Source organism: Mesorhizobium sp. B1-1-6, assembly GCF_006443035.1.
In the GTDB taxonomy this organism is placed as follows: Bacteria; Pseudomonadota; Alphaproteobacteria; order Rhizobiales; family Rhizobiaceae; genus Mesorhizobium.
Genome location: NZ_VFWR01000009.1, coordinates 141,936 through 163,660, shown reverse-complemented (window position 1 = coordinate 163,660; position 21,725 = coordinate 141,936). Strand labels below are relative to the sequence as shown.

General features: G+C 65.2%; 18 protein-coding genes. 13 read left to right on the top strand and 5 right to left on the bottom strand.

What is annotated here, in order from left to right; all coding sequences use genetic code 11:
* Positions 1 to 88 precede the first annotated feature (88 nt).
* The 7 genes from pncB (at position 89) to FJ979_RS19270 (ending at position 7,960) form a co-directional block, all read left to right on the top strand.
* Positions 89 to 1,393, top strand: a complete 1,305-nt coding sequence (pncB, locus tag FJ979_RS19305; RefSeq protein WP_140514349.1) for a nicotinate phosphoribosyltransferase — start codon at positions 89 to 91, stop codon at positions 1,391 to 1,393.
* A 200-nt stretch (positions 1,394 to 1,593) separates the two neighbouring features.
* Positions 1,594 to 3,033: a hypothetical protein gene (locus FJ979_RS19295; protein ID WP_140582860.1), complete on the top strand. Its 1,440-nt coding sequence runs from the start codon at positions 1,594 to 1,596 to the stop codon at positions 3,031 to 3,033.
* Positions 3,034 to 3,189: 156 nt separating this feature from the next.
* The gene (locus FJ979_RS19290; protein WP_140582857.1) at positions 3,190 to 4,494 is read left to right on the top strand and encodes an ABC transporter substrate-binding protein; all 1,305 of its coding nucleotides are present in this window, start codon (positions 3,190 to 3,192) and stop codon (positions 4,492 to 4,494) included.
* A gap of 184 nt (positions 4,495 to 4,678) precedes the next feature.
* Positions 4,679 to 5,560 carry a branched-chain amino acid ABC transporter permease gene (locus FJ979_RS19285; RefSeq protein ID WP_140554619.1) on the top strand — a complete coding sequence of 294 codons (882 nt, stop codon included), beginning with the start codon at positions 4,679 to 4,681 and terminating at the stop codon, positions 5,558 to 5,560.
* Positions 5,557 to 6,519 (top strand): branched-chain amino acid ABC transporter permease, encoded by a 963-nt coding sequence (locus FJ979_RS19280; protein WP_140582854.1) that lies wholly within the window; start codon positions 5,557 to 5,559, stop codon positions 6,517 to 6,519. The genes FJ979_RS19285 and FJ979_RS19280 overlap by 4 nt, the downstream gene beginning before the upstream one ends.
* Entirely contained in the window at positions 6,516 to 7,241 is a 726-nt protein-coding gene (locus tag FJ979_RS19275) for an ABC transporter ATP-binding protein (protein ID WP_140582852.1), read from the top strand. The genes FJ979_RS19280 and FJ979_RS19275 overlap by 4 nt, the downstream gene beginning before the upstream one ends.
* A complete protein-coding gene (locus tag FJ979_RS19270; protein ID WP_140582849.1) occupies positions 7,238 to 7,960 on the top strand; it encodes an ABC transporter ATP-binding protein in 723 nt (240 codons plus the stop codon). Before FJ979_RS19275 ends, FJ979_RS19270 begins: the two co-directional genes overlap by 4 nt.
* A 49-nt stretch (positions 7,961 to 8,009) precedes the next feature.
* Here FJ979_RS19270 and FJ979_RS19265 read toward each other — a convergent pair whose 3' ends face one another.
* The gene (locus FJ979_RS19265; RefSeq protein WP_140583056.1) at positions 8,010 to 9,392 is read right to left on the bottom strand and encodes a sodium:proton antiporter; all 1,383 of its coding nucleotides are present in this window, start codon (positions 9,390 to 9,392) and stop codon (positions 8,010 to 8,012) included.
* A gap of 73 nt (positions 9,393 to 9,465) precedes the next feature.
* Positions 9,466 to 10,080, bottom strand: a complete 615-nt coding sequence (gene pncA, locus FJ979_RS19260) for a bifunctional nicotinamidase/pyrazinamidase (RefSeq protein ID WP_140514339.1) — start codon at positions 10,078 to 10,080, stop codon at positions 9,466 to 9,468.
* Positions 10,081 to 10,411: 331 nt separating this feature from the next.
* Between pncA and FJ979_RS19255 the strand changes: the two genes are divergently transcribed.
* From FJ979_RS19255 to FJ979_RS19230, 6 genes are read left to right on the top strand one after another with little or no spacing between them, the layout of a single operon-like run.
* The gene (locus FJ979_RS19255) at positions 10,412 to 11,275 is read left to right on the top strand and encodes a xanthine dehydrogenase family protein subunit M (RefSeq protein ID WP_140554622.1); all 864 of its coding nucleotides are present in this window, start codon (positions 10,412 to 10,414) and stop codon (positions 11,273 to 11,275) included.
* Entirely contained in the window at positions 11,272 to 14,097 is a 2,826-nt protein-coding gene (locus tag FJ979_RS19250) for a molybdopterin-dependent oxidoreductase (protein WP_140582847.1), read from the top strand. The genes FJ979_RS19255 and FJ979_RS19250 overlap by 4 nt, the downstream gene beginning before the upstream one ends.
* The gene (locus tag FJ979_RS19245) at positions 14,094 to 15,635 is read left to right on the top strand and encodes a 6-hydroxynicotinate reductase (RefSeq protein WP_140582844.1); all 1,542 of its coding nucleotides are present in this window, start codon (positions 14,094 to 14,096) and stop codon (positions 15,633 to 15,635) included. The genes FJ979_RS19250 and FJ979_RS19245 overlap by 4 nt, the downstream gene beginning before the upstream one ends.
* Positions 15,636 to 15,637: 2 nt before the next feature.
* Complete coding sequence (locus FJ979_RS19240) at positions 15,638 to 16,519, top strand: UPF0280 family protein (RefSeq protein WP_140583053.1); 882 nt, start codon at positions 15,638 to 15,640, stop codon at positions 16,517 to 16,519.
* The gene (locus tag FJ979_RS19235) at positions 16,512 to 17,096 is read left to right on the top strand and encodes an amino acid synthesis family protein (RefSeq protein WP_140582841.1); all 585 of its coding nucleotides are present in this window, start codon (positions 16,512 to 16,514) and stop codon (positions 17,094 to 17,096) included. The genes FJ979_RS19240 and FJ979_RS19235 overlap by 8 nt, the downstream gene beginning before the upstream one ends.
* Positions 17,093 to 17,554 (top strand): MarR family transcriptional regulator, encoded by a 462-nt coding sequence (locus FJ979_RS19230; protein ID WP_140493433.1) that lies wholly within the window; start codon positions 17,093 to 17,095, stop codon positions 17,552 to 17,554. The genes FJ979_RS19235 and FJ979_RS19230 overlap by 4 nt, the downstream gene beginning before the upstream one ends.
* Positions 17,555 to 17,792: 238 nt before the next feature.
* Here FJ979_RS19230 and FJ979_RS19225 read toward each other — a convergent pair whose 3' ends face one another.
* The 3 genes from FJ979_RS19225 to FJ979_RS19215 are packed head-to-tail and all read right to left on the bottom strand — an operon-like array spanning position 17,793 to position 21,648.
* Positions 17,793 to 18,761: a substrate-binding domain-containing protein gene (locus FJ979_RS19225; protein WP_140491405.1), complete on the bottom strand. Its 969-nt coding sequence runs from the start codon at positions 18,759 to 18,761 to the stop codon at positions 17,793 to 17,795.
* Positions 18,758 to 20,068, bottom strand: a complete 1,311-nt coding sequence (locus FJ979_RS19220; RefSeq protein ID WP_140582839.1) for an ABC transporter permease — start codon at positions 20,066 to 20,068, stop codon at positions 18,758 to 18,760. The genes FJ979_RS19225 and FJ979_RS19220 overlap by 4 nt, the downstream gene beginning before the upstream one ends.
* Positions 20,065 to 21,648 (bottom strand): sugar ABC transporter ATP-binding protein, encoded by a 1,584-nt coding sequence (locus tag FJ979_RS19215; protein WP_140583050.1) that lies wholly within the window; start codon positions 21,646 to 21,648, stop codon positions 20,065 to 20,067. The genes FJ979_RS19220 and FJ979_RS19215 overlap by 4 nt, the downstream gene beginning before the upstream one ends.
* Positions 21,649 to 21,725 lie beyond the last annotated feature (77 nt).

The following is a 21,725-nucleotide window of genomic DNA, read 5'->3' as shown; positions in this document are numbered from 1 at the left end:
GCCTGAAACCGGGCAGCGCTTTTGCCAATTCGATGCTATGAGGCCTGTCGCGATCATGGGCGGCAGGCAGCGAAGGCGGTAACGAGACATGGCCAGGACCGATATTGCGCGGCGCGTCTACAACCATACCTGGAAGCTCGACCCGATCGTGCGCAGCCTGCTGGACACGGATTTCTACAAGCTTCTGATGCTGCAGATGATCTGGGGCATGTACCCCAAGGTCGACGCCACCTTTTCGCTGATCAACCGCACCACTTCGGTGCGGCTGGCCGAGGAGATCGACGAGGGCGAGTTGCGCGAACAGCTTGACCACGCCCGCACCTTGCGCTTCTCCAAGAAGGAGATGATCTGGCTGGGGGGCAACAATTTCTATGGCCGCAAGCAGATATTCGAGCCGGAATTCCTGGCCTGGCTGGAGAATTTCCGGTTGCCCGAGTACGAGCTTTCCAGGCGCGGCGGGCAGTATGAACTCTCCTTCAGCGGCCCGTGGATGTACACCACGCTGTGGGAGATTCCCGCACTCGCCATCATCAACGAATTGCGCTCGCGCGCCGCCTTGCGGTCGTTCGGGCCTTTCACGCTCGACGTGCTCTACGCCCGCGCCAAGGCCAAGATGTGGGCCAAGACCGAACGGCTGAAGGCGCTGCCCGGCATCCGTATTTCCGACTTCGGCACGCGCCGGCGCCATTCCTTCCTGTGGCAGCGCTGGTGCGTGGAAGCGCTGAAGGAAGGCATCGGCGAGGCTTTCACCGGCACCTCCAACGTGCTTCTGGCCATGGACAACGACCTCGAGGCGCTGGGCACCAACGCGCATGAACTGCCGATGGTGCTTGGGGCGCTGGCCAATTCGGAAAAGGAATTGAAACAGGCGCCCTACAAGGTGCTGCAGGATTGGCAGCGCTACTATGGCGGCAATTTGCTGATCGTGCTGCCCGACGCCTTCGGTACGGCTTCCTTCCTGCGCGACGCGCCGGACTGGGTGGCCGACTGGACGGGCTTTCGCCCCGACAGCGCGCCGCCGATCGAGGGCGGCGAGAAGATCCTGTCCTGGTGGCGCGAGAAGGGCAAGGACCCCAGGCAGAAGCTGCTGATCTTCTCCGACGGGCTCGAGGTCGAGACCATCGAGGAGACCTACCGCCACTTCAAGGGCAAGGTGCGCATGTCCTTCGGCTGGGGCACGAACCTGACCAATGATTTCGAGGGCTGCGCGCCTACGGCAACCGACAGCCTCGACGCCATATCGCTGGTCTGCAAGGTGACCGAGGCCAACGGCCGGCCAGCGGTCAAGCTCTCCGACAATCCGGCCAAGGCGACGGGCGACCTCAAGGAGATCGAGCGGTATCTGCGCATCTTCGGTGAAAAGGACCGGGTGGAGCAGTTGATCAAGGTGTGAGGGCACCACCGGTGCTTCCGGCATCGCCATACGAGACGGCAAAGTCGGATAGGCTGAGTTCCTTGGCGCCCTCCTCTGTCCTGCCGGACATCTCCCCCTCAAGGGGGGAGATCATGCTGTCATCTTCGTCTTCGCGAACCTCCGGCGTTGCAAGGGAAGCGCCGACAGAGAAACCGCCAATCTCCCCCCTTGAGGGGGAGATGTCCGGCAGGACAGAGGGGGGCGCCGTAGAGTGCCGTCGTCGGTCATTAGCATCTTTGCCTATCGCTCTATTGCTCCTCTCACCCACCCCAGCCTTCGCCCACGCCTCGGACCGCGGCCACGTCCTGCTTCTCCCGACCGGCTATTACCTTGTCGGCGGCGCTTTCGCCGTGGCCGCCAGCTTCCTCGTGCTGGCGCTGCTGCCGGCGCATCGGCTCGATCGTTTCTGCCGGCGGCGCCTGCCACTGTTCACACTGGGTGATGATGCCCGCACCGCTGCCAGCCTGATATCCTTTGCCGGCTTTGCATGTCTCATCGCCGCGGGTTTTCTCGGCAGCCGCGATCCGCTCTCCAACCCGCTGCCTCTGGTGATCTGGACACTGCTGTGGGCCGGCTTCACGCTCCTGCAAGGTTTCCTCGGCGACCTCTGGTCCTGGCTCAATCCCTGGTACGGGCCGGTGCGTCTCCTGTCGCGCCTGGCCGGCAGGGGCGGTGAAGCGGCCAGGCGCCTTCCATCATGGCTCGGATACTGGCCGGCTGTCCTCCTGTTCTTCGCTTTTGCCTGGTTCGAGCTCATCGATCCGGCGCCCGACGATCCGACACGGCTGGCCCGGGCCGCCGGCCTCTACTGGTTGTTCACCTTGCTGGCGATGCTGTCGTTCGGTTATGGGGCGTGGGCCCGTAGCGGCGAATTCCTTACCGTCTTCTTCTCGATGGTGGCACGCTTCGCGCCGCTCGTGCGCGACGAGCGCGGCCGGCTTGCGCTATGCTGGCCGGGCGCCAAGCTGCTGACCGCCGCGCCTTTGCCGGCAAGCGGCGTGGCCTTCCTGCTGCTCGCCCTGTCCTCGGTTTCCTATGACGGCCTGTCGAAGACCTTCTTCTGGCTGGGCCTGTTCGGCATCAATCCGCTTGAATTCCCCGGCCGCACGGCGGTGATCGGCAGCGGCAGTTTTGGCCTCGTCCTGACATTCATGCTGCTTGCGGCGGTCTTCCTGCTTGCCGTGGTCGTCGGCCAGAAGCTCGCCGGCGACGGCCACAGGCTTGGCGAGGCGACGGGGCTGCTGGTCTGGTCGATCGTGCCGATCGCGCTCGCCTACCACATCGCGCATTACCTGACGGCGCTGCTGGTCGACGGCCAGTATGCGCTTGCGGCACTGTCCGATCCGTTTGCGCTCGGCTGGAACCTTTTAGGCACCGCCGACATGCAGATCGAAGCCGGCATCGTCGCCGGCGCGGGCTCGGCATGGTGGCTGTGGAACATCCAGGCCGGTGCCATCATTCTCGGTCATCTGCTTGCCGTGCTCGTCGCCCACGGCTTCGCCGCACGCCTGCATCCGGTTCCCGCTCGCGCCGCGCTCAGCCAGTTTCCGCTCACCTTGCTGATGATCGCCTACACCGTCTTCGGCCTCTGGCTGCTCGCCACGCCGACCGTTGGCTAGACGCGGTGGAAATAAACCGGGATCCCCCTGGGGAAACGGCATTGCCGTGTCCGGACTTTGGTGATTTAGTTTGTACACATGCAATTTCGGCCGTCCGCAGGAAGCGGTCTGCTACGTTCCAGCCATTGGTCAAAACTCAAAAACAGGGGAACTGCCGTGACTGACAAGAATGGGTTTTTCGATCTCTCCAAGGCCGGTCTCACCCGCCGCACCGCGCTGAAGGGTCTGGCCGCCGGCGCCGGCCTGGCGGTCGCGCCCGGTTTCGTCCGCTACTCCCAGGCGCAAAGCTCCGCCCCGATCAAGATTGGCTTCCAGTCGCACCGAACCGGCATCGGCGCCGCCTATGGCCGCTGGTACGAGAAGACCACGGCCGCGGCGGTCAAGGCGATCAACGCGGCCGGCGGCATCAATGGCCGGCCGGTCGAGGTCATCATCGAGGATGACGGCACCGATCCCGGCCGCGGTGCCGAGGTGGTCGGCAAGTTCGCCACCCAGCACAAGACCGACATCGTCTTCGGCACCTTGTTTTCGCACGTCGTCATCGGCTCGGCACCCGCCGCCGGCGAAGCCAAGATGCCCTATTTCGTCGTCAGCGAAGGCCACCATGTCGCCTCGACCAAGCTCAACCGCTATGTCTTCCAGCCCGGCATCACGGACGTAAAGAGCCAGATCCAGTCGATGGCGCCGTGGATCGCGGCCAATGCCGGCAAGAAGGTGACGCAGATCTTCCCCGATTTCGCTTTCGGCTACGACCACCGCGACTACCTCCCGCCGGCGCTGAAGGCGCAGGGCGCAGAGGTCATCGCGCAAATCGCCATTCCGCCGACGGAGAGCTCCTTCACCAAATACTTCCCGCAGATTCCGGCCGAGACCGAGGTGATCTACCACGTCATGGTCGGCCCGGCGGTGCTCACCTTCGTCAAGGAGCTTGGCGAGTTCTACGGCTCCAACCGGCCGCAGCTGTTCGGCTTCATCGATTCGCTCGAAGCCGTCGACATCAACAGCCCCGGGCTCGAATTCCTGGACGGCAGCCATTTCTGGGAAGGCTCGCCACGTTATGCCCAGACGGACGATTCCGAGGCGCAGAAGGCCTATCGCGCCGCCGTCGGCATCGATGACAATGGCGCGGCCGTCGGCGACCCCAAGGATGTCTCCACCGCCGCGCATATGTTCGGCTGCTGGGAGACGCTCTACGTCGTCAAGAAGGCGATGGAAGACGCCGGCTACAAGGGCCCGGAAGACCGCGCCAAGCTGGTCGAGGCGACCGAGGCGCTGACCGAATTCGCCGAAGGTCCGGAGCATCCGCAGGGGCCAAAAACCTTCAACGGCAAGATCCACCAGTGCTTCGGCATCCAGAACATCTCCAAGGTCGACGGCGGCAAGCTCAAGGTGGTGCACAAGACCAAGATCGAGGACGGGCTTTACGAGGCCGAGGGGGATTATACGACGCAGGCGTTGTAGGCTTAGCCATCTAACAAGCGTGAGCGCCAAGCCGCCCCCCTCTGTCCTGCCGGACCCGGCCCTTCGCTGTCGCTCCGGGCGTTCGTCGTTCGGAAAGCCAAGCAATTGGCTTTCCGTCCGCTGCGCGGACCACTTCTCACCCCCCTCAAGGGGCGCGATTGCGCTATCGGTGAGTGCCTAACCCATGCATTTCGGACCCCACCTCCTCCTTGCCGCCCTCGAAGGGCTCGTCACATCCGCCGTGCTGGCGCTGACCGCGCTCGGCCTGTCGCTGGTGTTCGGCGTGATGCGCGTGGTCAACGTCGCGCATGGCGAGTTCTTCATGCTGGGAGCCGTGCTCGCCTGGGCGATCACGACTGCGATCGGAGGCCATCCGGCGCTCGGGTTCCTGGCGGCACTTATCATCGCACCGCTGGTCGTCGGCGCCCTTGCACTGGTGGCCGAGCGGCTGGTGCTGCGCCGGCTGAACTACAATCCGGAAGCCACCATCGTCGCCACCATCGGCATGCTCTACATCATCCAGCAGCTGGCGCTGACCTTCTATGGTCCGGAAGCGCGCCCGGTAGAGCCGCCCTTCAGCTATCGCATCCTTCTGCCGTGGTTCGGCTATTCGGGCTACAAGCTGTCGATCATCGCGGCATCCGTCCTTCTGCTCGTGGTGACATGGCTGGTGCTGACGCGCACCAGGGTCGGCCTCGTCATGCGTGCCACGCAGTATGACAGCGAGACGGCGCAGGCCTTCGGCATCCCTGTCGATCGAGTCTATGGCGGCGTCTTCGCGCTCGGCGCCATGCTCGCGGCCATCGCCGCGGTGCTGATCGTGCCGATCAGCCAGGCGCATTACCTGATGGGGCAGGACCCGCTGCTGCTGTCCTTCATCGTCGTCATCATCGGCGGCCTCGGCTCGTTGCGCGGAACCGTCATCGCCGCCGTGCTGATCGGCCTGTCCGACGGCATCATCTCGATGTTCTTCTCGCCGACGCTGGCCAAGATCATCGCCACGCTGCTGGTCGCCATGGTGCTGGTGTTCCGGCCGCAGGGCCTGTTCGGGACGACGACGCGATGAGCGAGACCTCGCCGGCAAAAGCCTATGGCTTGCATCTCGGCGTCATCGCGCTGCTTTTTGTCCTGAGCTTCGTGCTGCCGGATTATCATCACGGCCTCGTCGCTCGTATCATGGTGCTGACGGTCTTCGCCATGGGCTACAACATGCTGTTCGGCTATGTCGGACTGCTCAGTCTCGGGCATGCCATGTTCTTTGCCGCAGGCCTCTACGGCGCCGGCCTTGCCGTCATCCAGCTTGGCTGGAGCGTGCCGGCGGCTTTGTTGAGCGGTATCGCCTGCGGCGCGGTGCTGGCACTGGTGATCGGGCTGCTGGCGCTGCGCACCACGGGTGTCGCCTTCATGATCGTCACCATGATGTTCGCGCAGGTCTTTTACCTCCTCATCCTCTATTTTGCCGCGTGGACCGGCGGCGACCAGGGCATGGTGGTGCCGCAGCCGGCACGCGTCCTGAATTTCGGCGCGACGTCGCTCGATCTCACCAATCCGACGGTGCGCTACATGAGCGCGCTGGCTCTGTTCTCGCTCGTGCTTCTGGTCACGCTGGCCGTCGTCCGCTCCCGATACGGCCGCGTGCTGGTCGCCATCCGCGAGAACGAGGAACGGACCAAAATGCTGGGGTACGACACCTTCTCCAACAAGCTCGCCGCCGTGGTCGTCTCCGGCGCCATCTGCGCGGCGTCGGGCGCTGCCTATGCGCTGCTGTTCGGCTATGTCGGCTCGAGCTTCGCCTCGGTACAGTACTCGATCCTGCCGCTGCTGTGGGTGCTGCTCGGCGGCGCCGCCACCACGCTCGGACCGCTGATCGGCACGCTGTTCATGTACTATGTCATCGACGTCACCAGCGGCTTCACCTCCGCCTACCTGTTGATCGTCGGCGTCGCGTTGATCCTGCTGGTGCTGTTCTTCCCGAAAGGCATTCTGGGCAGCATCCGGCAGCGCTGGCTCGGATGGCTGCCATGACGCCGCTTCTGACCACCAAAGGCCTGTCGCGCAATTTCGGCGGCCTGCGCGCCGTCGACAGCGTCGATTTCACCTTGGTGCCAGGCGAAATCTGCGCCGTCATCGGCCCCAACGGTGCCGGGAAGACCACTTTCGTCAGCCTGATCAGCGGCCGTATCCCGCCCTCGTCCGGATCGATCGTTTTCGACGGCTCCGACATCACCGGCCTGCCGGCCTATGTCAGGGTCCGCCAGGGCATCGCCTACACGTTCCAGATCACCAGCGTCTTCGCCAATCTCAGCGTCTACGACAATGTCGCGCTGCCGGTGCAGCTCACGCTGAGCGACGGCCTTTCGAAGGGCGCGATCAAGGCAGGCGTCATGTCGGCGCTCGAACGCACCGGCCTGGCCGACCGCGCCCATATGCAGGCCGGGCAGTTGTCCTATGGCCACCAGCGGCTGCTGGAGGTGGCGATGGGCCTGGCGCTGAAGCCGCGCCTGCTGATCCTCGACGAGCCGACGCAGGGGCTGGCCGACAGCGAGATCGACAATTTCATCGCACTCGTGCGCGACATCGCCGACCGCGCCACGGTGCTGCTGATCGAACACAACATGCCTGTCGTCATGCAACTGGCCGACCGCATCACCGTCTTCAACGCCGGCAAGATCCTGGCAGAGGGCACGCCGGAGGCGATCCGCGAAAATGCGGCGGTGCAGGAAGCCTATCTCGGGACCGCCCCATGACCGAGACGAGCAAGACGCAAGCGTTGCGGATCGCGGGACTGGACTGCTTCTATGGCGAGGTTCAGGTGCTCTATGGGCTCGACCTGGCGCTGAACAAGGGCGAGGTGCTGTGCCTGTTCGGCCGCAACGGCGCCGGCAAGACGACGACGCTGAAAGCCATCATGGGGCTGGTCCGGGCGAGTGCCGGTTCGATCAGCCTCGCAGGCCAGGAATTGACCGGTCTGGCCGCCCACGAGGTGCCTAAAGCCGGCATTGCCTATGTGCCGCAAGGCAGGCGGCTGTTCGCCGAAATGACGGTGGCGGAGAACATCGAGATCGGGCTGATGGCGCGCGGCAAGGGGAAGGCCGTGCGCGAAAACGTGCTCAACCTGTTCCCGGTGCTGCGCCAGCGGCTCAGGCAGCGCTCGGGCACCTTGTCGGGCGGCGAGCAGCAGATGCTGGCCATGGCACGCGCGCTCTGCCTGGAACCGCAGGTGCTACTGCTCGACGAGCCGACCGAAGGGCTGATGCCGTCGATGATCGCAAAAATCCGCGAGACGGTGGCCAAGCTGCGCGAACTGGGCGTTTCCACCATCCTGGTGGAGCAGCGGGTCGATGCCGTGCTGTCGGTCGCCGACCGCGTCGCCTTCATCGAGAATGGCCGCAACCGTGAGACGGTCGACGTAGAGGCGTTGCGCGCCGACCCGTCGGCGGTCAGGCGCTATGTCGGCGTAGGCTGAGGATTTGCCCTCCCCTTGTGGAAGGTAAGGGCCTGGCGTCCTCGCCGGCTCACCCGAAGAACAGGAAGCCCGCCATCAAGAACGTGGGGATCAGCACCGCGCCCGACCATGCCATGTAGCCGAAAAAACCCGGCATGTTCACGCCGCGGTGCCGGGCAATGGCGTAGACCATGAAGTTCGGCGCGTTGCCGATATAGGTGTTGGCGCCCATGAACACCGCACCCGCCGAGATCGCCGCCAAGGTCGAAGCGAGCTCCGTCATCAGATGCCGGGGAGCGCCGCCGGCCAGCTCGAAGAACACCAGGTAGGTCGGAGCGTTATCCAGGAAGGACGACAGCGCTCCGGTCAGCCAGAAATAGGCGAGATCGTTGGGCATGCCCTGCGCTGACGTGACGAGCGCGACCAGCGGCGCAAGCGCGCCTTCGTGGCCGGCCCTCAGGATGGCGACCACGGGCACGATGCAGACGAAGATGCCGGCGAACAGTTTCGCCACTTCCGCGATCGGCCCCCAGTTGAAACCGTTCGCCTGCCGATACTCCTTGCGCGAGACGGCCAGCGAAACGAAGGCAAGCGCCAGGATGACGACATCGCGCACAAGGTTCTGCAACTCGAGGTCCACCCCCTGAATGGAAAGACTGATGCCGGGCTTCCATGTGGCCGAAAGCAGGATCGCACCGATCACGCCGGCCAGCAGCGGCAGGTTGGGCAGGCCGCGGATGCGCACTTTCGTGTCCGGCGTCGGGTCCTTGATCTTTGGCGCGCCCATTTCGCGGCGATGCAGCGTGGTGTCGATCGCCAGGAAGACGGCGAGCACGACGACGCTGACGAACAGGGTCTCGCGCCAGAGGTTGGCGGTGGTCCAGAAGAAATCGACGCCGCGCAGGAAGCCGACGAACAGCGGCGGGTCGCCGAGCGGCGTCAGCGAACCGCCGATGTTGGACACCAGGAAGATGAAGAAGATGATGACATGGGCGTTGAACGCCCGGTTGTCATTGGCGCGGATGAGCGGCCGGATCAGGATCATCGAGGCGCCGGTGGTGCCGATGACGGAAGCGAGCAGGGCGCCGATGAGCAGCAGCCCGGCATTGACCAATGGCGTGCCGTGGATGTTGCCGGCCACGAGAATGCCGCCCGAAATGGTGAACAGCGCGAACAGGAGAATGATGAACGACATGTATTCGGTGAGCAGCGCATGCAGCACCGCTTCCGTTGCCACCGTCGTGCCGAAGGCCGATGCGAGCGGCACCACCACGAGAGCCGCCCAAAATGCAGCAATCTTGCCGTAATGATGCTCCCAGACATGGTTGAAAAGCAGCGGTCCCGTGGCGATCGAAAGCAACAGCCCGGCAAAGGGCAGCGCCCACCACAGCGACATCGTCCGGCCTGGCAGGCCGTGCTCTTCCGCGGCGAAGGCCGTTCCCGGTAACAGCATCGCGACAGCCACCACGGCACTTGCCGTCAAAGCCGTCGCCCCTATCGACCCCTTCTCTTCTCCCACGATGAGGTCAGTCCGCCGCGTGGTCTTCGAGCGTCACGCCTGCTTGGCGCATCCTTGCCAACATCGTCTCGACCGAACCGTTGAGGTCGATCCCGCGGCAGGCATCGAGCCTGACAGTGGTCCTGAACCCCTGCTTGACCGCGTCGAGCGCCGAGAAGGCGACGCAGAAATCGGTCGCCAGGCCGACCAGGGTCAGAGTGTCGATGCCGCGCTCCCTGAGATAGCCGGCAAGGCCGGTCGGCGTCGTGTGGTCGTTCTCGAAGAAGGCCGAATAGCTGTCGATATCAGGCCGAAATCCCTTGCGGATGACGAGCTCGGCCTTGGTCCAGGCAAGACCCGAGTGAAAATCCGAGCCGAGGCTGCCCTGGATACAATGGTCCGGCCACAATGTCTGCTGGCCGTAGGGCATCTCGATGGTTTCAAAAGGCTGGGCGCCTGGATGGCTTGAGGCAAAGCTCGAATGGCCGGCTGGATGCCAGTCCTGCGTCAGCACGACATGATCGGTTCGCCGGATCAGGTCGTTGACCAGCGGCACGATCTCGTCGCCGCCGGTCACAGCCAACGCGCCGCCAGGGCAAAAGTCGTTCTGCAGGTCGATGACGACAAGCGCTTCTTCGGCCATGGGGTTCCTTCCTGTCGATATCGGGCGCGGGCTCCCAGGGGATCCCGGCGAAAGAAAGCCGCTGGCGCGACCGGAGGGAGAAACTTGACCAGATGGCGGGCCGCGTCAACCATTAGAGCGCCGGGCGCAACCCCGAACGCGCAAAGGGCGCCCCAGCACCTAGATTTTGCGGAGAACAAATGCGTGGCGGCGGCAGCCGTGCGGGTGCTGCGCAAACTCCGGCTTTGACAATTTCCGCCGACTTGATATCATTTGCATACGAATGAATTTAAGCCGGGCCCGGACGCCGGCAAGTTCCCTCGGAAAGGCCCTTTTTCTGGGAAGGCAAAGCGTGATCCGTTACGCGAAACCCACCACGGTCGACGAGGCGCTCGCCCTGCTTGGCGAAGCTTCGTGGCGCATCCTTGCCGGCGGCACCGACTTCTACCCGGCGCAAGGCAACAAGCCTTTCCGCGACAATGTGCTCGACATCAACGGGCTGGCCGCGCTGCGCGGCATTGCGGAAACGGAAACGCACTGGCAGATCGGGGCGCGCACCAGCTGGACCGATATCGTTCGCCATCCCTTGCCGCCGGCCTTCGATGCGCTGAAAGCGGCCGCGCGGGAGGTCGGGTCCGTTCAGATCCAGAATGTCGCCTCGATCGCCGGCAATCTCTGCAACGCTTCGCCGGCCGCGGATGGCGTGCCGGCGCTGCTGGTGCTCGACGCCGAGATAGAACTGCGCTCGGCGCAAGCGGTGCGCCACCTGCCGCTCCGGGAATTCATCCTCGGCAATCGCCGCACGGACCTGCGGCCCGGCGAGATGGTAACCGCCATCCGCGTGCCGAAAGCGGCCGGCGCGGGTATGTCGGCTTTCGTCAAGCTCGGCGCGCGGCGCTATCTCGTCATCTCGATCGCCATGGTGGGGGCACGCCTGGTCGTGCAGGACGGCATCGTCGAGCAAGCGGCGGTCGCCGTCGGTTCCTGCTCGGCTGTTGCAAAGCGGCTCGGCGGGGTCGAGGCGGCCCTGCGCGGACTGGCGGCGGATCATGGGCTGGCCACAGCGGTCCTCGCCGCGCCGATGGAAGAGCTGTCGCCGATCGGCGACGTGCGCGGCAGCGCCGAATACCGGCAGGACGCGGCGCGCGAAATCGTTGTCCGCGCCGTGCTTGCGGCGGCGGGGCCGGTGAATGGTGACAGGACGGCGGCGGCATGAACAAAGCACAGCCTGACATCAGCCAAGGTCGACCCGGCGGAGCCCTTTCCGACAGTGACGCAGGTCAGCCCGGCCTCGCACGCGCCGAGATTACCTTCGCGGTCAATGGCGCCGCCGTCTCGGTCAACGTGCCGCCGCTGCGCCGGCTGTCCTCGGTGCTGCGCGACGAATTGCTGCTGACCGGGACCAAGGTCGGCTGCGACGCCGGCGACTGCGGCGCCTGCACGGTGCTGGTCGATGGCGATCCGGTCTGCGCCTGCCTGATGCCGGCGGCGTCGGCCGCCGGAGCGTCGGTAACGACGGTCGAAGGGCTCGCCAATGGCCGGCTGTCGGCACTACAGGCCTCCTTCCTGGCGCATGGTGCGGCGCAGTGCGGCATTTGCACGCCGGGCCTGCTGGTGGCGGCGACGGCCCTGCTGGACAAGAAAGCCAGGCCGAGCGAGATCGAAGTGCAGGACGCGCTTGGTGGTGTCCTCTGCCGTTGCACCGGGTACCGGAAGATCGTCGCTGCTGTGATGGATGCCTCCGCCCAGGCTGCAAGCCTGGATTTCCGTCTGCCTCGGTCCGGTCACGCCATTGGCTCCTCCCCGATCCGGCTCGATGGCGTGCCGAAGGTGACCGGCGGTGAGAAATTCGGCGGCGATTCGTTCCCGGCCGATGCGCTGGCGGTGCTGGTAATCCGCTCGCCGCACTACCATGCCAGCTTCGCCTTCGGCGACCTCGACGGCTGGGCAAAAGCTCGTCCCGGCATCGCCGGTATCTTCACGGCGGCCGATATCCCGGGAAAGAACTGTTTCGGCGTCATCGGTCCGTTCGCCGACCAGCCGGCTCTCGCCGAAGGCTTGGCGCGGTTTCGCGGCGAGGCGGTGGCGCTTGTTGCCGGCGAGCGCGAGGCGATGCTCGATCTCGACCTGTCGGATTTCCCGATCCGCTGGACCGAATTGCCACATCTGTTGCAGCCTTGCGAGGCACAGGCCGAAGGAGCGGCGCTGATCCATGCGAACCGCCCGGCCAACCTTCTGACCAAGGGCTTCGTCGAACGCGGCGATCCCGAGACGGCGCTTGCCGATGCCGCTGTCACCGTGACCGGTGCGATCGAGACGGCCTATGTCGAGCATGCCTATATCGAGCCGGAAGCCGGCCATGCCTATATGGATGGCGACATGCTGGTCGTCGTCGCCTGCACGCAGGCGCCCTATATGGACCGCGACGACACGGCGAAGGTGCTGGGCCTGCCCGTCGACAAGGTGCGCATCGTGCCGACCGCGACCGGCGGCGGTTTTGGTTCCAAACTCGACGTGTCCCTGCAACCGCTGATCGGCCTGGTGGCGATGAGGACCGGGCGGCCGGCGGCGCTTGCCTACACGCGCAATGAATCGATGATGTCGACCACCAAGCGCCACCCGGCGCAGATGCAAGCGACCATTGGCGCCGACGCCGAGGGCCATGTCACCGGCATGATTTTCTCAGGCGATTTCAACACCGGGGCGTACGCGAGCTGGGGACCGACCGTCGCCAACCCTGTGCCGGTGCATGCCTCGGGTCCCTATGCGACCCCGAACTACCGCGCCGAAGGCCGCGCCGTCCATACGCATGGGCCGATTTCCGGCGCTTTCCGGGGCTTCGGCGTGCCGCAGGCGACGATCATGCAGGAGACCTTGTACGACGAGCTGGCCGGCAAGCTCGGCATCGACCGGCTCGACTTCCGCTTGAGAAACTGCCTTCGTAACGGATCCGAAACAGTCACCGGACAGAGACTGGAATCGGGCGTCGGCATTGCCGAATGCCTCGATGCCCTGCGGCCGCATTGGGCGCGTGCAGTGGCTGACGCGGATGCCTTCAACAGTGCCAACGTGGATAAAAAGCGCGGCGTCGGCATCGCCTCCTGCTGGTATGGCTGCGGCAACACCTCGCTGCCCAATCCATCGACCATCCGGGTCGGCATCGCGGCGTCAGGCGAGATCATCCTGCACCAGGGCGCGGTCGACATCGGCCAGGGCTCCAACACCGTCATCACGCAAATCTGCGCCGACGCGCTCGGCCTGCCCTTGGAAAGGTTCCGGCTGAAAAACGCCGACACCGCGATCACTCCCGATGCCGGCAAGACCTCGGCCTCGCGCCAGACCTTCGTCACCGGCAAGGCGGCCGAGAAGGCCGGCCGCGCCTTGCGCGAAAAAATCCTGCGCTTTGCCAATGTCTCGGAAAAAGCGTCGCTTCAGCTCGAAGGTCCGGCGATCGTCATCCGTGAGGGCGAGGCGGTCCGCCGTGTCGATCTTGGCACACTCGAAGCGGATATCCACGGCTTCGTCTTCCGCGCCGAGGAGACCTACGACCCGCCGACGCTGCCGCTCGACGCCAAGGGCCAGGGCAAGCCCTATGCGGTCTATGGTTACGGCGCGCAGATCGCCGAGCTCGAGGTCGACCTCAAGCTCGGCACGGTCAAGCTGGTCAAGATCACAGCCGCGCACGATGTCGGCAAGGCGATCAACCCGCTGCTGGTCGAGGGTCAGATCGAGGGCGGCATCGCGCAAGGCATCGGCATGGCGCTGATGGAAGAGTATATTCCCGGCCGCACCGAGAATTTGCACGATTATCTCATTCCGACCATCGGCGACGTGCCGCCGATCGAGACGATATTGATCGAGGTGCCAGACCCGGAAGGGCCATTCGGCGCCAAGGGCCTGGGCGAACATGTGCTGATCCCGACGGCGCCGGCGATCCTCAACGCCATCCGCCATGCGACCGGCATTACGATCACAAAAGTTCCGGCAACGCCGACGCGCATCCGCGCCGCCATCCGCGAGAAGGAGGCATGCCAATGAGCGAGCTTGCCGAACGCTTCGAAACCCATGATCCCGGCGAGAAGCTGGTGGCGGAGAAGATCCGCTGCGATGCCTGCCCTGTGATGTGCTACATATCAGATGGCCGCACCGGCGCTTGCGACCGCTACGGCAATGCCGGCGGCCGGATCGTGCGCATGGACCCGCTGACCATTCTCGATCATACCGCCGAGATCGGCGGCGCTGTCGTGCCCTTCGTCGCCGAGGGCGAGGCCTGGGACGGCGAACTGGTCAACACCGGCCGCCGCTTCGTCACGGCGATCGGGGCAGGAACCACCTATCCCGACTACAAGCCGGCGCCCTTCATCGTCAGCCAGCAGGTCGAGGGCGTCGATCTCGTCACCGTCGTCACGGAGGGCATCTTCTCCTATTGCGGCGTCAAGGTGAAGATCGACACCGACCGTCATATCGGACCCGAAACGGCTGTCGTGCGGTCGCAACGCGAGGCGATCGGTCATGTCACGACGGGCGAATATGGCTCGCAGATGCTGTCGCTGGGCGGCGTGCATCATCTGACCGGCGGCTCCAAGGCCGAAGGCCGCGCCACCTGCGATGCGCTGCTCGATCTGTGCAACCGCAAGTCGGTGGAACTGACCATCGATGGCGGAGCCACCATAACAGTCGAAGCCGGCAAACCGCCCGTCATCGACGGCAAGCAGGAGCACCGCATGCGGGTCGGCTGCGGGTCGGCGACCATCGGCATGTTCGCCACCCAATGGCGCGGGCTGGTTGACGAGGTGGTGGTGGTCGACGACCACATAACCGGCGTCGTCTCGGAGCATCAGGCCGGCAAGGTGCTGGGCTGGCAGGACACGGGGATAAAGATCATCGGCCGCCGCTCGACGCCTGGGCGCTATTTCAAGGTCTCCGAGCCCGGTCTCGGCTGGGGCGGCACCAGCATATCCGACCCGCTGTCGATCCTGGGCGAATGGAACGCCAAGAAGGGCGCGCGGCCCGGCCTGTCGCTGCTGATGGTTTCGACCACCGGCGAGCAGTTCGCCTATTACGAACTCGACGACCAGTTGAAGCCAGTCGAAAAGCCATTCCCCGAACGATTGCAGAAATCCGTGGGGCTGATCGAGGATAATTGCGAACCGGCGCTGTGCACCGTGCTGTTCATCGGCGGCGCCGGCGGTTCGCTGCGCGCCGGCGTCACCGAGAATCCCGTCAACCTGACGCGTTCCGTGCAGGGCCTGACCACCTATGTGACGGTCGGCGGCGCGCCGGTCTATGTCTGGCCGGGCGGCGGCATCACGCTGATGGTGGATGTGACGCGCGTGCCGGAAGGCGCCTTCGGTTATGTGCCGACGCCGGCGCTGGTGGCGCCGATCGAATTCACGCTGCGCCGCGACGACTATATCAGGCTCGGCGGCTACGAAGCCGAGATCCGCAGCGTCGAGGATGTCGTCGCCAAGGGCGGCGAGTATCTGAACGCGCGCCGGGGCGACGGTGCGCCGGCCGGCAACCCGTGGCCACCGCTGGCGCAGTTGCGGCGCGCGCCCGCGAACGGGGCCGGATGACGATGAACGGCCCGCAAGCGCATTGGCTCGGGGATGGCAGGCGGCTGCACCTCAATCACGGGCCGATCGACCTGATCGTCGAGGCCTTTGGGACGCCAGGCGAATGCCGGCGAGCTTATGAGCAGGCCGTGGCGCGATTCCAGACCATCCTGCCGGAACTGGTGGAGGAATTGCCCGAGTTGCGCCGGCCGGCCACGTTGCGCCCCCGCGCCTTCGCCGGATCGACGGCGCGGCGCATGGAAGCGGCAGTTACCCCATTGGCGGACGACTTCATCACGCCGATGGCAGCCGTCGCCGGTTCGGTAGCCGACGAAATACTTGCCGCACTGATTACCGGGCGAAAACTCGATCGCGCCTATGTCAACAATGGCGGCGACAGCGCGCTTCATCTCGGTACCGGCCAATCGATCACCCTTGCCATTGCCGGCACCGGCCATGGCCTTGCCGACCGCATCGTCATCCGCGCCGAGGACGGCGTGCAAGGCGTTGCCACCAGCGGCTGGCGCGGGCGCTCGTTTTCCTTGGGCATCGCCGACGCCGTCACCGTGCTGGCGAGGACCGGCGCAGAGGCCGATGCCGCGGCGACGCTGATCGCCAATGCCGTCGACTTGGCCAACCATCCCGCTATTCGGCGTGTGCCCGCGCATGATCTGGCGCCGGACAACGACCTTGGAGACAGGCTGGTGACGCAAGAGGTCGGTCCGCTTTCTGCCAAAGAGATTGCCACGGCGCTGGACAGGGGACTTGCCGTCGCCGAAGATTTCCACCGCAGGGGACTGGTCGCCGCATCGGCGCTGTTCCTCGCCGGCCAGACCCGCATCGAGGGCTCAATGGCGCTTGCCGCGCCCGACAAAAGTCCAGGGAAGGAAGTTGCCCATGCCTGAGTTTCCGCTCCGCAAGATCGTGGTGCTGACCGAAGAGATCTTTCATGAGGGCGGGCCGGCGCCCAAGGTGCCGCGCCGCCGTGCCGCCGCCATGGCGCTGGTAAAGAACCCGTTCGCCGGGCGCTATGCCGAGGAGTTGCAGAGCGCCATGGACGATCTGAAGCCGCTTGGCCTGCTGCTCGCCGACCGGCTGATCGCGGCATTGGGTGGCGACGTGAAGCAGATCGACGGCTATGGCAAAGGCGCCATCGTCGGCATCTCGGGCGAACTCGAGCATGGCGCGCTTTGGCATGTGCCGGGCGGCTACGCCATGCGCGAGCGGCTCGGCGACGCCAAGGCGATCGTGCCGTCGGCCAAGAAGGTCGGCGCCTTCGGCTCGCGGCTGGATGTGCCTCTCGGCCACATCAACGCCGCCTATGTGCGCAGCCATTTCGATGCGATGGAAGTCGGCGTCAGCGACGGACCGCGTCCCGACGAGATCCTGTTCTGCCTCGCCATGACCTGCGGTCCGCGCGTGCACAATCGCATGGGCGGCCTGGCCGCCGACGACATCAAGGCATGGGACGGGCTGCGGTGAGCGGCGAAGACAATCTGCTGAAGCTGGTCGAGGTCGAGGAGGCGGACGATCAGGACTACCACCTGCAGGAGCAGGTCGGCTTCATCCTGCGCAAGGCGCATCAGCGCCACGTCTCGATCTTCGCTGCCCATATCGGCGACCTGACGCCACCGCAATTCGCGGCATTGGCCAAGCTGCGCGATGTCGGCGAGACTTCGCAGAACCAGCTCGGCACGCTGATCGCCATGGATGCGGCGACGGTGAAGGGCGTGATCGACAGGCTGAAGGCGCGCGGCCTTGTCGAGCTCTCCAAGCACGAGGGCGATAAGCGGCGGCTGCTGGTCAATTTGACCGCCGAAGGGCGCGAGGCGATCGAACGCCTGATCCCGCTGGCGCGCGAGATTACCGAGGAAACCTTGGCACCGCTCACGGCCAGGGAGATCGCCACCTTCATGAAGCTGCTGGCGAAATTGGCGTAGGCCGGCGACGAGGTCCTTTCCTCTCCCTCCGGACGGGAACCACCTGGCCACCGCCGCCGACGGATATTGAAAGGGGACCAGGGCGCAAGAACCTTCCTGCACCGCGCTAAGGGTCGACTCCCACTCCGTCGAGCTTCGCTCGACACCTCTCCCCCGATCGACGGGGGAGAGGTGGGCGCCAAGCTGTCCTGGGACGAAGAACCTGGACCTTGGGCCGGCGCTTATCTCCGGCGAAATCTCAGAGGCCGTTGTCCTTCAGCACCTGGGCGGCGTTTTCCTTGGTGATCTTCTGCGTCGGCAAGGTGATGGTCTTCTCCACCTTCTCGCCATTGAGGAACTTGATCGCCTGCCGAAGGCCCTCGGCGCCCGGGGTGACATAGGTGAAGGTCGCCGTCAGCTCGCCCTTGTTCACCATCTGCACGCCTTCGTTGGGCAGGCCGTCAATGCCGATGAACTTGATGTCCTTCTCGCGGCCGACATCCTTGGCGGCAAGATAGGCGCCATAGGCCATCGGGTCGTTGTGGCCGTAGACGAGATCGATCTTCTCGTTGCTCTTCAGCGCGTTGGCCATCAGATTATAGGCCTGGTCCTGCTTCCAGTCGCCCGACTGCTGGTCGAGCAGGTACTTGATGCCCGGCTCCTTGTCGGTGAACTCATGGAAGCCGTCATGGCGGTCATGCGCCGGCTGGGTGCCCATGCCGCCCCAGATCTCGACGACATTGCCCGATGCCTTGCCCTTGCCGCCGAGCAGCTCGACGGCATATTCGCCGGCCGCGCGGCCGATCAGCTTGTTGTCGCCGCCGACGAACTGGGTGTAGTCCTTGGTGTCGACATTGCGGTCGAGCACGAAGACCGGGATCTTGGCGTCGATCGCCTGCTGCACGACGCCGGTCAGGCCGGCCGATTCCTTCGGCGACACGAGCAACGCATCGACCTCCTGGCGGATCAGGTTCTCGACATCGGCAACCTGCTTCTCGGTCTTGTCCTCGCCGTCGGTGATGATCAGCTCGACCTCGGGATGCTTTGCGGCCTCGGCCAGGATGTCCTTGTTGAACTGCGCGCGCCAAGGCTCGATGGTCGTCACCTGCGAGAAGCCGATCTTCCACTTCTTGTCCTGGGCCATGGCGTGGCCGGTGGAGAGCAGCGCGGTGGTGGTCAGCAATGCCGCGCCAAGGGCGGCAAGCTTCAGCGTGTCACGTCGTTTCATTTCTTGTTTCCTCCGAGATTGAGAGACCGGGTCTCTTGCGACGGCCGTTTTGCCGCGGCCGTTTCCTTGTGCGCCGCTCCGGGCAGGCGCAGATAGGCTAGGAGATCACCGGCATTGCGCTCCTGCACGAGCACTGTGCCGATGATGATCATCCCCTTCAGCACCAGCTGAAGGTTCGAATTGATGTTGTGGAGCTGCAATATGTTGGACAGCAGCCCGAAGATCAGCACGCCGCAGAATGTCCCGGTGAGGCTGCCGCGCCCACCCATCAGGCTGGTGCCGCCGATGACCACGGCGGCGATGGCGTCGAGCTCCAGGCCGGCGCCGGCATCGGGCTTGCCTTGCCGGTACTGCGCGACATAGAGCACCGCGGCAATGCCGGCGAGCAGGCCCGAAACGGCGTAGGTGACGATCTTGACCCGGCCGGCGGCGATGCCGGAAAGCCTGGCCGCCTCCTCATTGCCGCCGATGGCGTAGACATAGCGGCCGAACGGCGTGAAGCGCAGCACCGCGCCATAGATCAGGATGGCGCCGAGGAAGAACAGGCCGGGCATCGGGACGACGCCGAACACCATCGAGCGCAGCAGCTCGAAATCCTCCGTGGCGTTCGAGCCGGTATAGACCGGCAGCACGGCATTGTTCTGGCCGGCGGTCAGCCGGGCGATGCCCAACGCCGTCACCATCATCGCCAGGGTGACGATGAAGGGCTGCAGCCGCCCGGCAACGATGATGAAGCCGTTGAGCGCACCGAACAGCAGGCCCACGCATGGCGCGACCAGCAGCACGCCGAGGACGCCGAATTTTGGTTCGACCTGCGGCAGCAGGTACCACAGGGAAAGACAGCACAGGACCACGCCGACGATTGCCGGCGTGACCAGGCCGCGGGCGCGGCCCAGCCTTGCGTCGCGCGAGGCATCGGCGCCGGCGCGCGACTTTTCGAGATTGAGGAAGATGAAGCGGGTGACGATGAAGCCGAGGCAGAGCGCCACCACGGCGACGGTGGGCACGCCAAGCACCACTCCCGGCGTCACGCCCGGAACCGTCAGCAGCATGGCGCAGACCACCGAACAGATTGCCATCAGCGAACCGACCGAAAGATCGATGCCGCCGGTGATGATCACCGCCGTCATGCCGGTGGCGATCAGGCCGGTGGTCGACACCTGGCGCAGCACGTCGAGCAGATTGCCGTAGGACAGGAAGATGTTGTTGCCCTTGGAGCTGACCGGCGAGCCCAGCACGCCGATCAGGAAGATGGCGATCAGGCCCCAATAGAGCTTGGTGCGGGACAGGAGTTTCAAGGCGGTCATGCGGCAGGTCTCGAAATCGTGCGGCGCGGCGCGGCGAGACGCATGATGGCCTCCTCGCTCGCCGCATCGCGGGAAAGGATGCCGGTCTGGCGGCCATCGGCCATCACCAGAATGCGGTCGGAGAGGTGCAGCAGTTCCGGCAATTCGGAGCTGATGACGGCAATGGCCAGCCCGTCGCGCGCAAGCTTGAAGATGAGATCGTAGATCTCGCGCTTGGCGCCGACGTCGATGCCGCGCGTCGGCTCGTCGAGAAGAAGCACGCGCGGCCGTGTCGCCAGCCATTTGCCGATGACGACCTTCTGCTGGTTGCCGCCCGACAGCGTGCCGGCTGGCTGGTCGATGTCCTCGCAGCGTATGCCGAGCGCCCGGACCGCGTGGCGCGCCAGCTCCTGTTCGCCGGCCAGCGAACGGATGCCGAAGCGCGCCAGCGATCCGACCAGCGGCAATGCGACGTTGTCTGTAATGGAAGCCTGGAGATGCAGGCCTTGCGTCTTGCGGTCCTCGGCCACCAGCGCAATGCCGAGGCGCCTGGCATCGCGCGGCGAGCGTATCTCGACCGGCGCACCGTCGAGCCGGATCTCGCCGCCGGTGCGGCCATCGCTCGAACCGAAGATCGCCTCCAGGATCTCGGTGCGCCCTGAACCCAGCAGCCCGCCAATGCCAAGGATTTCGCCTTCGGCGAGTTCGAAGTTGACGCCGTCGATCACGGTGCGCCAGCCATGGGCGTCGGGTTTCGTCAGCGACAGGTTCTCGACGGAAAGCACGACTTCGCCGACGGAACGGCGCTCCTCTTCCGAGGAGGCCAGCAGGTCTCGCCCGACCATTGCCGAAATGATGGCGTTCTCGTCGAGCTCGCCCATGGGCCGCGTCAGCACGTGGCGTCCGTCGCGAAACACCGTGACCCTGCCCGCCAGGTGCATGACCTCGTCGATGCGGTGCGAGATGTAGACGATGGCGACGCCGCTGTCGGCAAGCTGGCGGATGATGCGGAACAGCCTCTGGCATTCGGCTGGAGAAAGCGCCGAGGTCGGCTCGTCCATGATCAGGATGCGCGCCGACATCGACAGCGCCTTGGCGATCTCGACCAGTTGCTGTTCGCCGACGCGCAAGGCGCCGACGCGGGCTTCCGGGTCGAGCTCGATGCCCAGCCGCTGCAGAAGAGCGCTGGCGGCGCGGCTGCTCGCCTTGCGGTCGACGATCAGCCCGGCGATCAGCTTCTCGCGCCCGAGAAAGATGTTGTCGGCGACGCTGAGTTCGGGGACCAGGTTAAGCTCCTGGTGGATGATGGCAATGCCGGCGGCCTCGGCGTCGCGCACGCCGGCGAAATTCGCGGCTACGCCGTCGACGCGAACCGTGCCTTCATAACCCGTGTAGACACCGGAAAGGATTTTCATCAGCGTCGACTTGCCGGCGCCGTTCTCGCCCATCAAGGCGTGGACCTCGCCGCGCCGCAGCTCGAAACCGACGTCGACCAAGGCGGCAATGCCGCCGAAGCTCTTGGATACGTGCTCAGCGCTTAGGACGACATCCGAACGATCCGCCGCAACATCCCGACGCGCGATGGAATTTCCGTGCTCCATGACAAAGGCGGCCTCCCTTCCGTCGTCGTCTGACCTCATGAACGCTATTCTAAACGTTTCGATCCTGTCAAGCTTCT

What these genes read in the sequence shown, in the direction of transcription:
- pncB (WP_140514349.1), top strand. Translation starts at nt 89, where the DNA reads ATGGCCAGGACCGATATTGCGCGGCGCGTCTACAACCATACCTGGAAG.
- FJ979_RS19295 (WP_140582860.1), top strand. Translation starts at nt 1,594, where the DNA reads ATGTCCGGCAGGACAGAGGGGGGCGCCGTAGAGTGCCGTCGTCGGTCA.
- FJ979_RS19285 (WP_140554619.1), top strand. Translation starts at nt 4,679, where the DNA reads ATGCATTTCGGACCCCACCTCCTCCTTGCCGCCCTCGAAGGGCTCGTC.
- FJ979_RS19280 (WP_140582854.1), top strand. Translation starts at nt 5,557, where the DNA reads ATGAGCGAGACCTCGCCGGCAAAAGCCTATGGCTTGCATCTCGGCGTC.
- FJ979_RS19275 (WP_140582852.1), top strand. Translation starts at nt 6,516, where the DNA reads ATGACGCCGCTTCTGACCACCAAAGGCCTGTCGCGCAATTTCGGCGGC.
- FJ979_RS19270 (WP_140582849.1), top strand. Translation starts at nt 7,238, where the DNA reads ATGACCGAGACGAGCAAGACGCAAGCGTTGCGGATCGCGGGACTGGAC.
- FJ979_RS19265 (WP_140583056.1), bottom strand. Translation starts at nt 9,392, where the DNA reads ATGCTGTTACCGGGAACGGCCTTCGCCGCGGAAGAGCACGGCCTGCCA.
- pncA (WP_140514339.1), bottom strand. Translation starts at nt 10,080, where the DNA reads ATGGCCGAAGAAGCGCTTGTCGTCATCGACCTGCAGAACGACTTTTGC.
- FJ979_RS19250 (WP_140582847.1), top strand. Translation starts at nt 11,272, where the DNA reads ATGAACAAAGCACAGCCTGACATCAGCCAAGGTCGACCCGGCGGAGCC.
- FJ979_RS19245 (WP_140582844.1), top strand. Translation starts at nt 14,094, where the DNA reads ATGAGCGAGCTTGCCGAACGCTTCGAAACCCATGATCCCGGCGAGAAG.
- FJ979_RS19240 (WP_140583053.1), top strand. Translation starts at nt 15,638, where the DNA reads ATGAACGGCCCGCAAGCGCATTGGCTCGGGGATGGCAGGCGGCTGCAC.
- FJ979_RS19235 (WP_140582841.1), top strand. Translation starts at nt 16,512, where the DNA reads ATGCCTGAGTTTCCGCTCCGCAAGATCGTGGTGCTGACCGAAGAGATC.
- FJ979_RS19225 (WP_140491405.1), bottom strand. Translation starts at nt 18,761, where the DNA reads ATGAAACGACGTGACACGCTGAAGCTTGCCGCCCTTGGCGCGGCATTG.
- FJ979_RS19220 (WP_140582839.1), bottom strand. Translation starts at nt 20,068, where the DNA reads ATGACCGCCTTGAAACTCCTGTCCCGCACCAAGCTCTATTGGGGCCTG.
- FJ979_RS19215 (WP_140583050.1), bottom strand. Translation starts at nt 21,648, where the DNA reads ATGGAGCACGGAAATTCCATCGCGCGTCGGGATGTTGCGGCGGATCGT.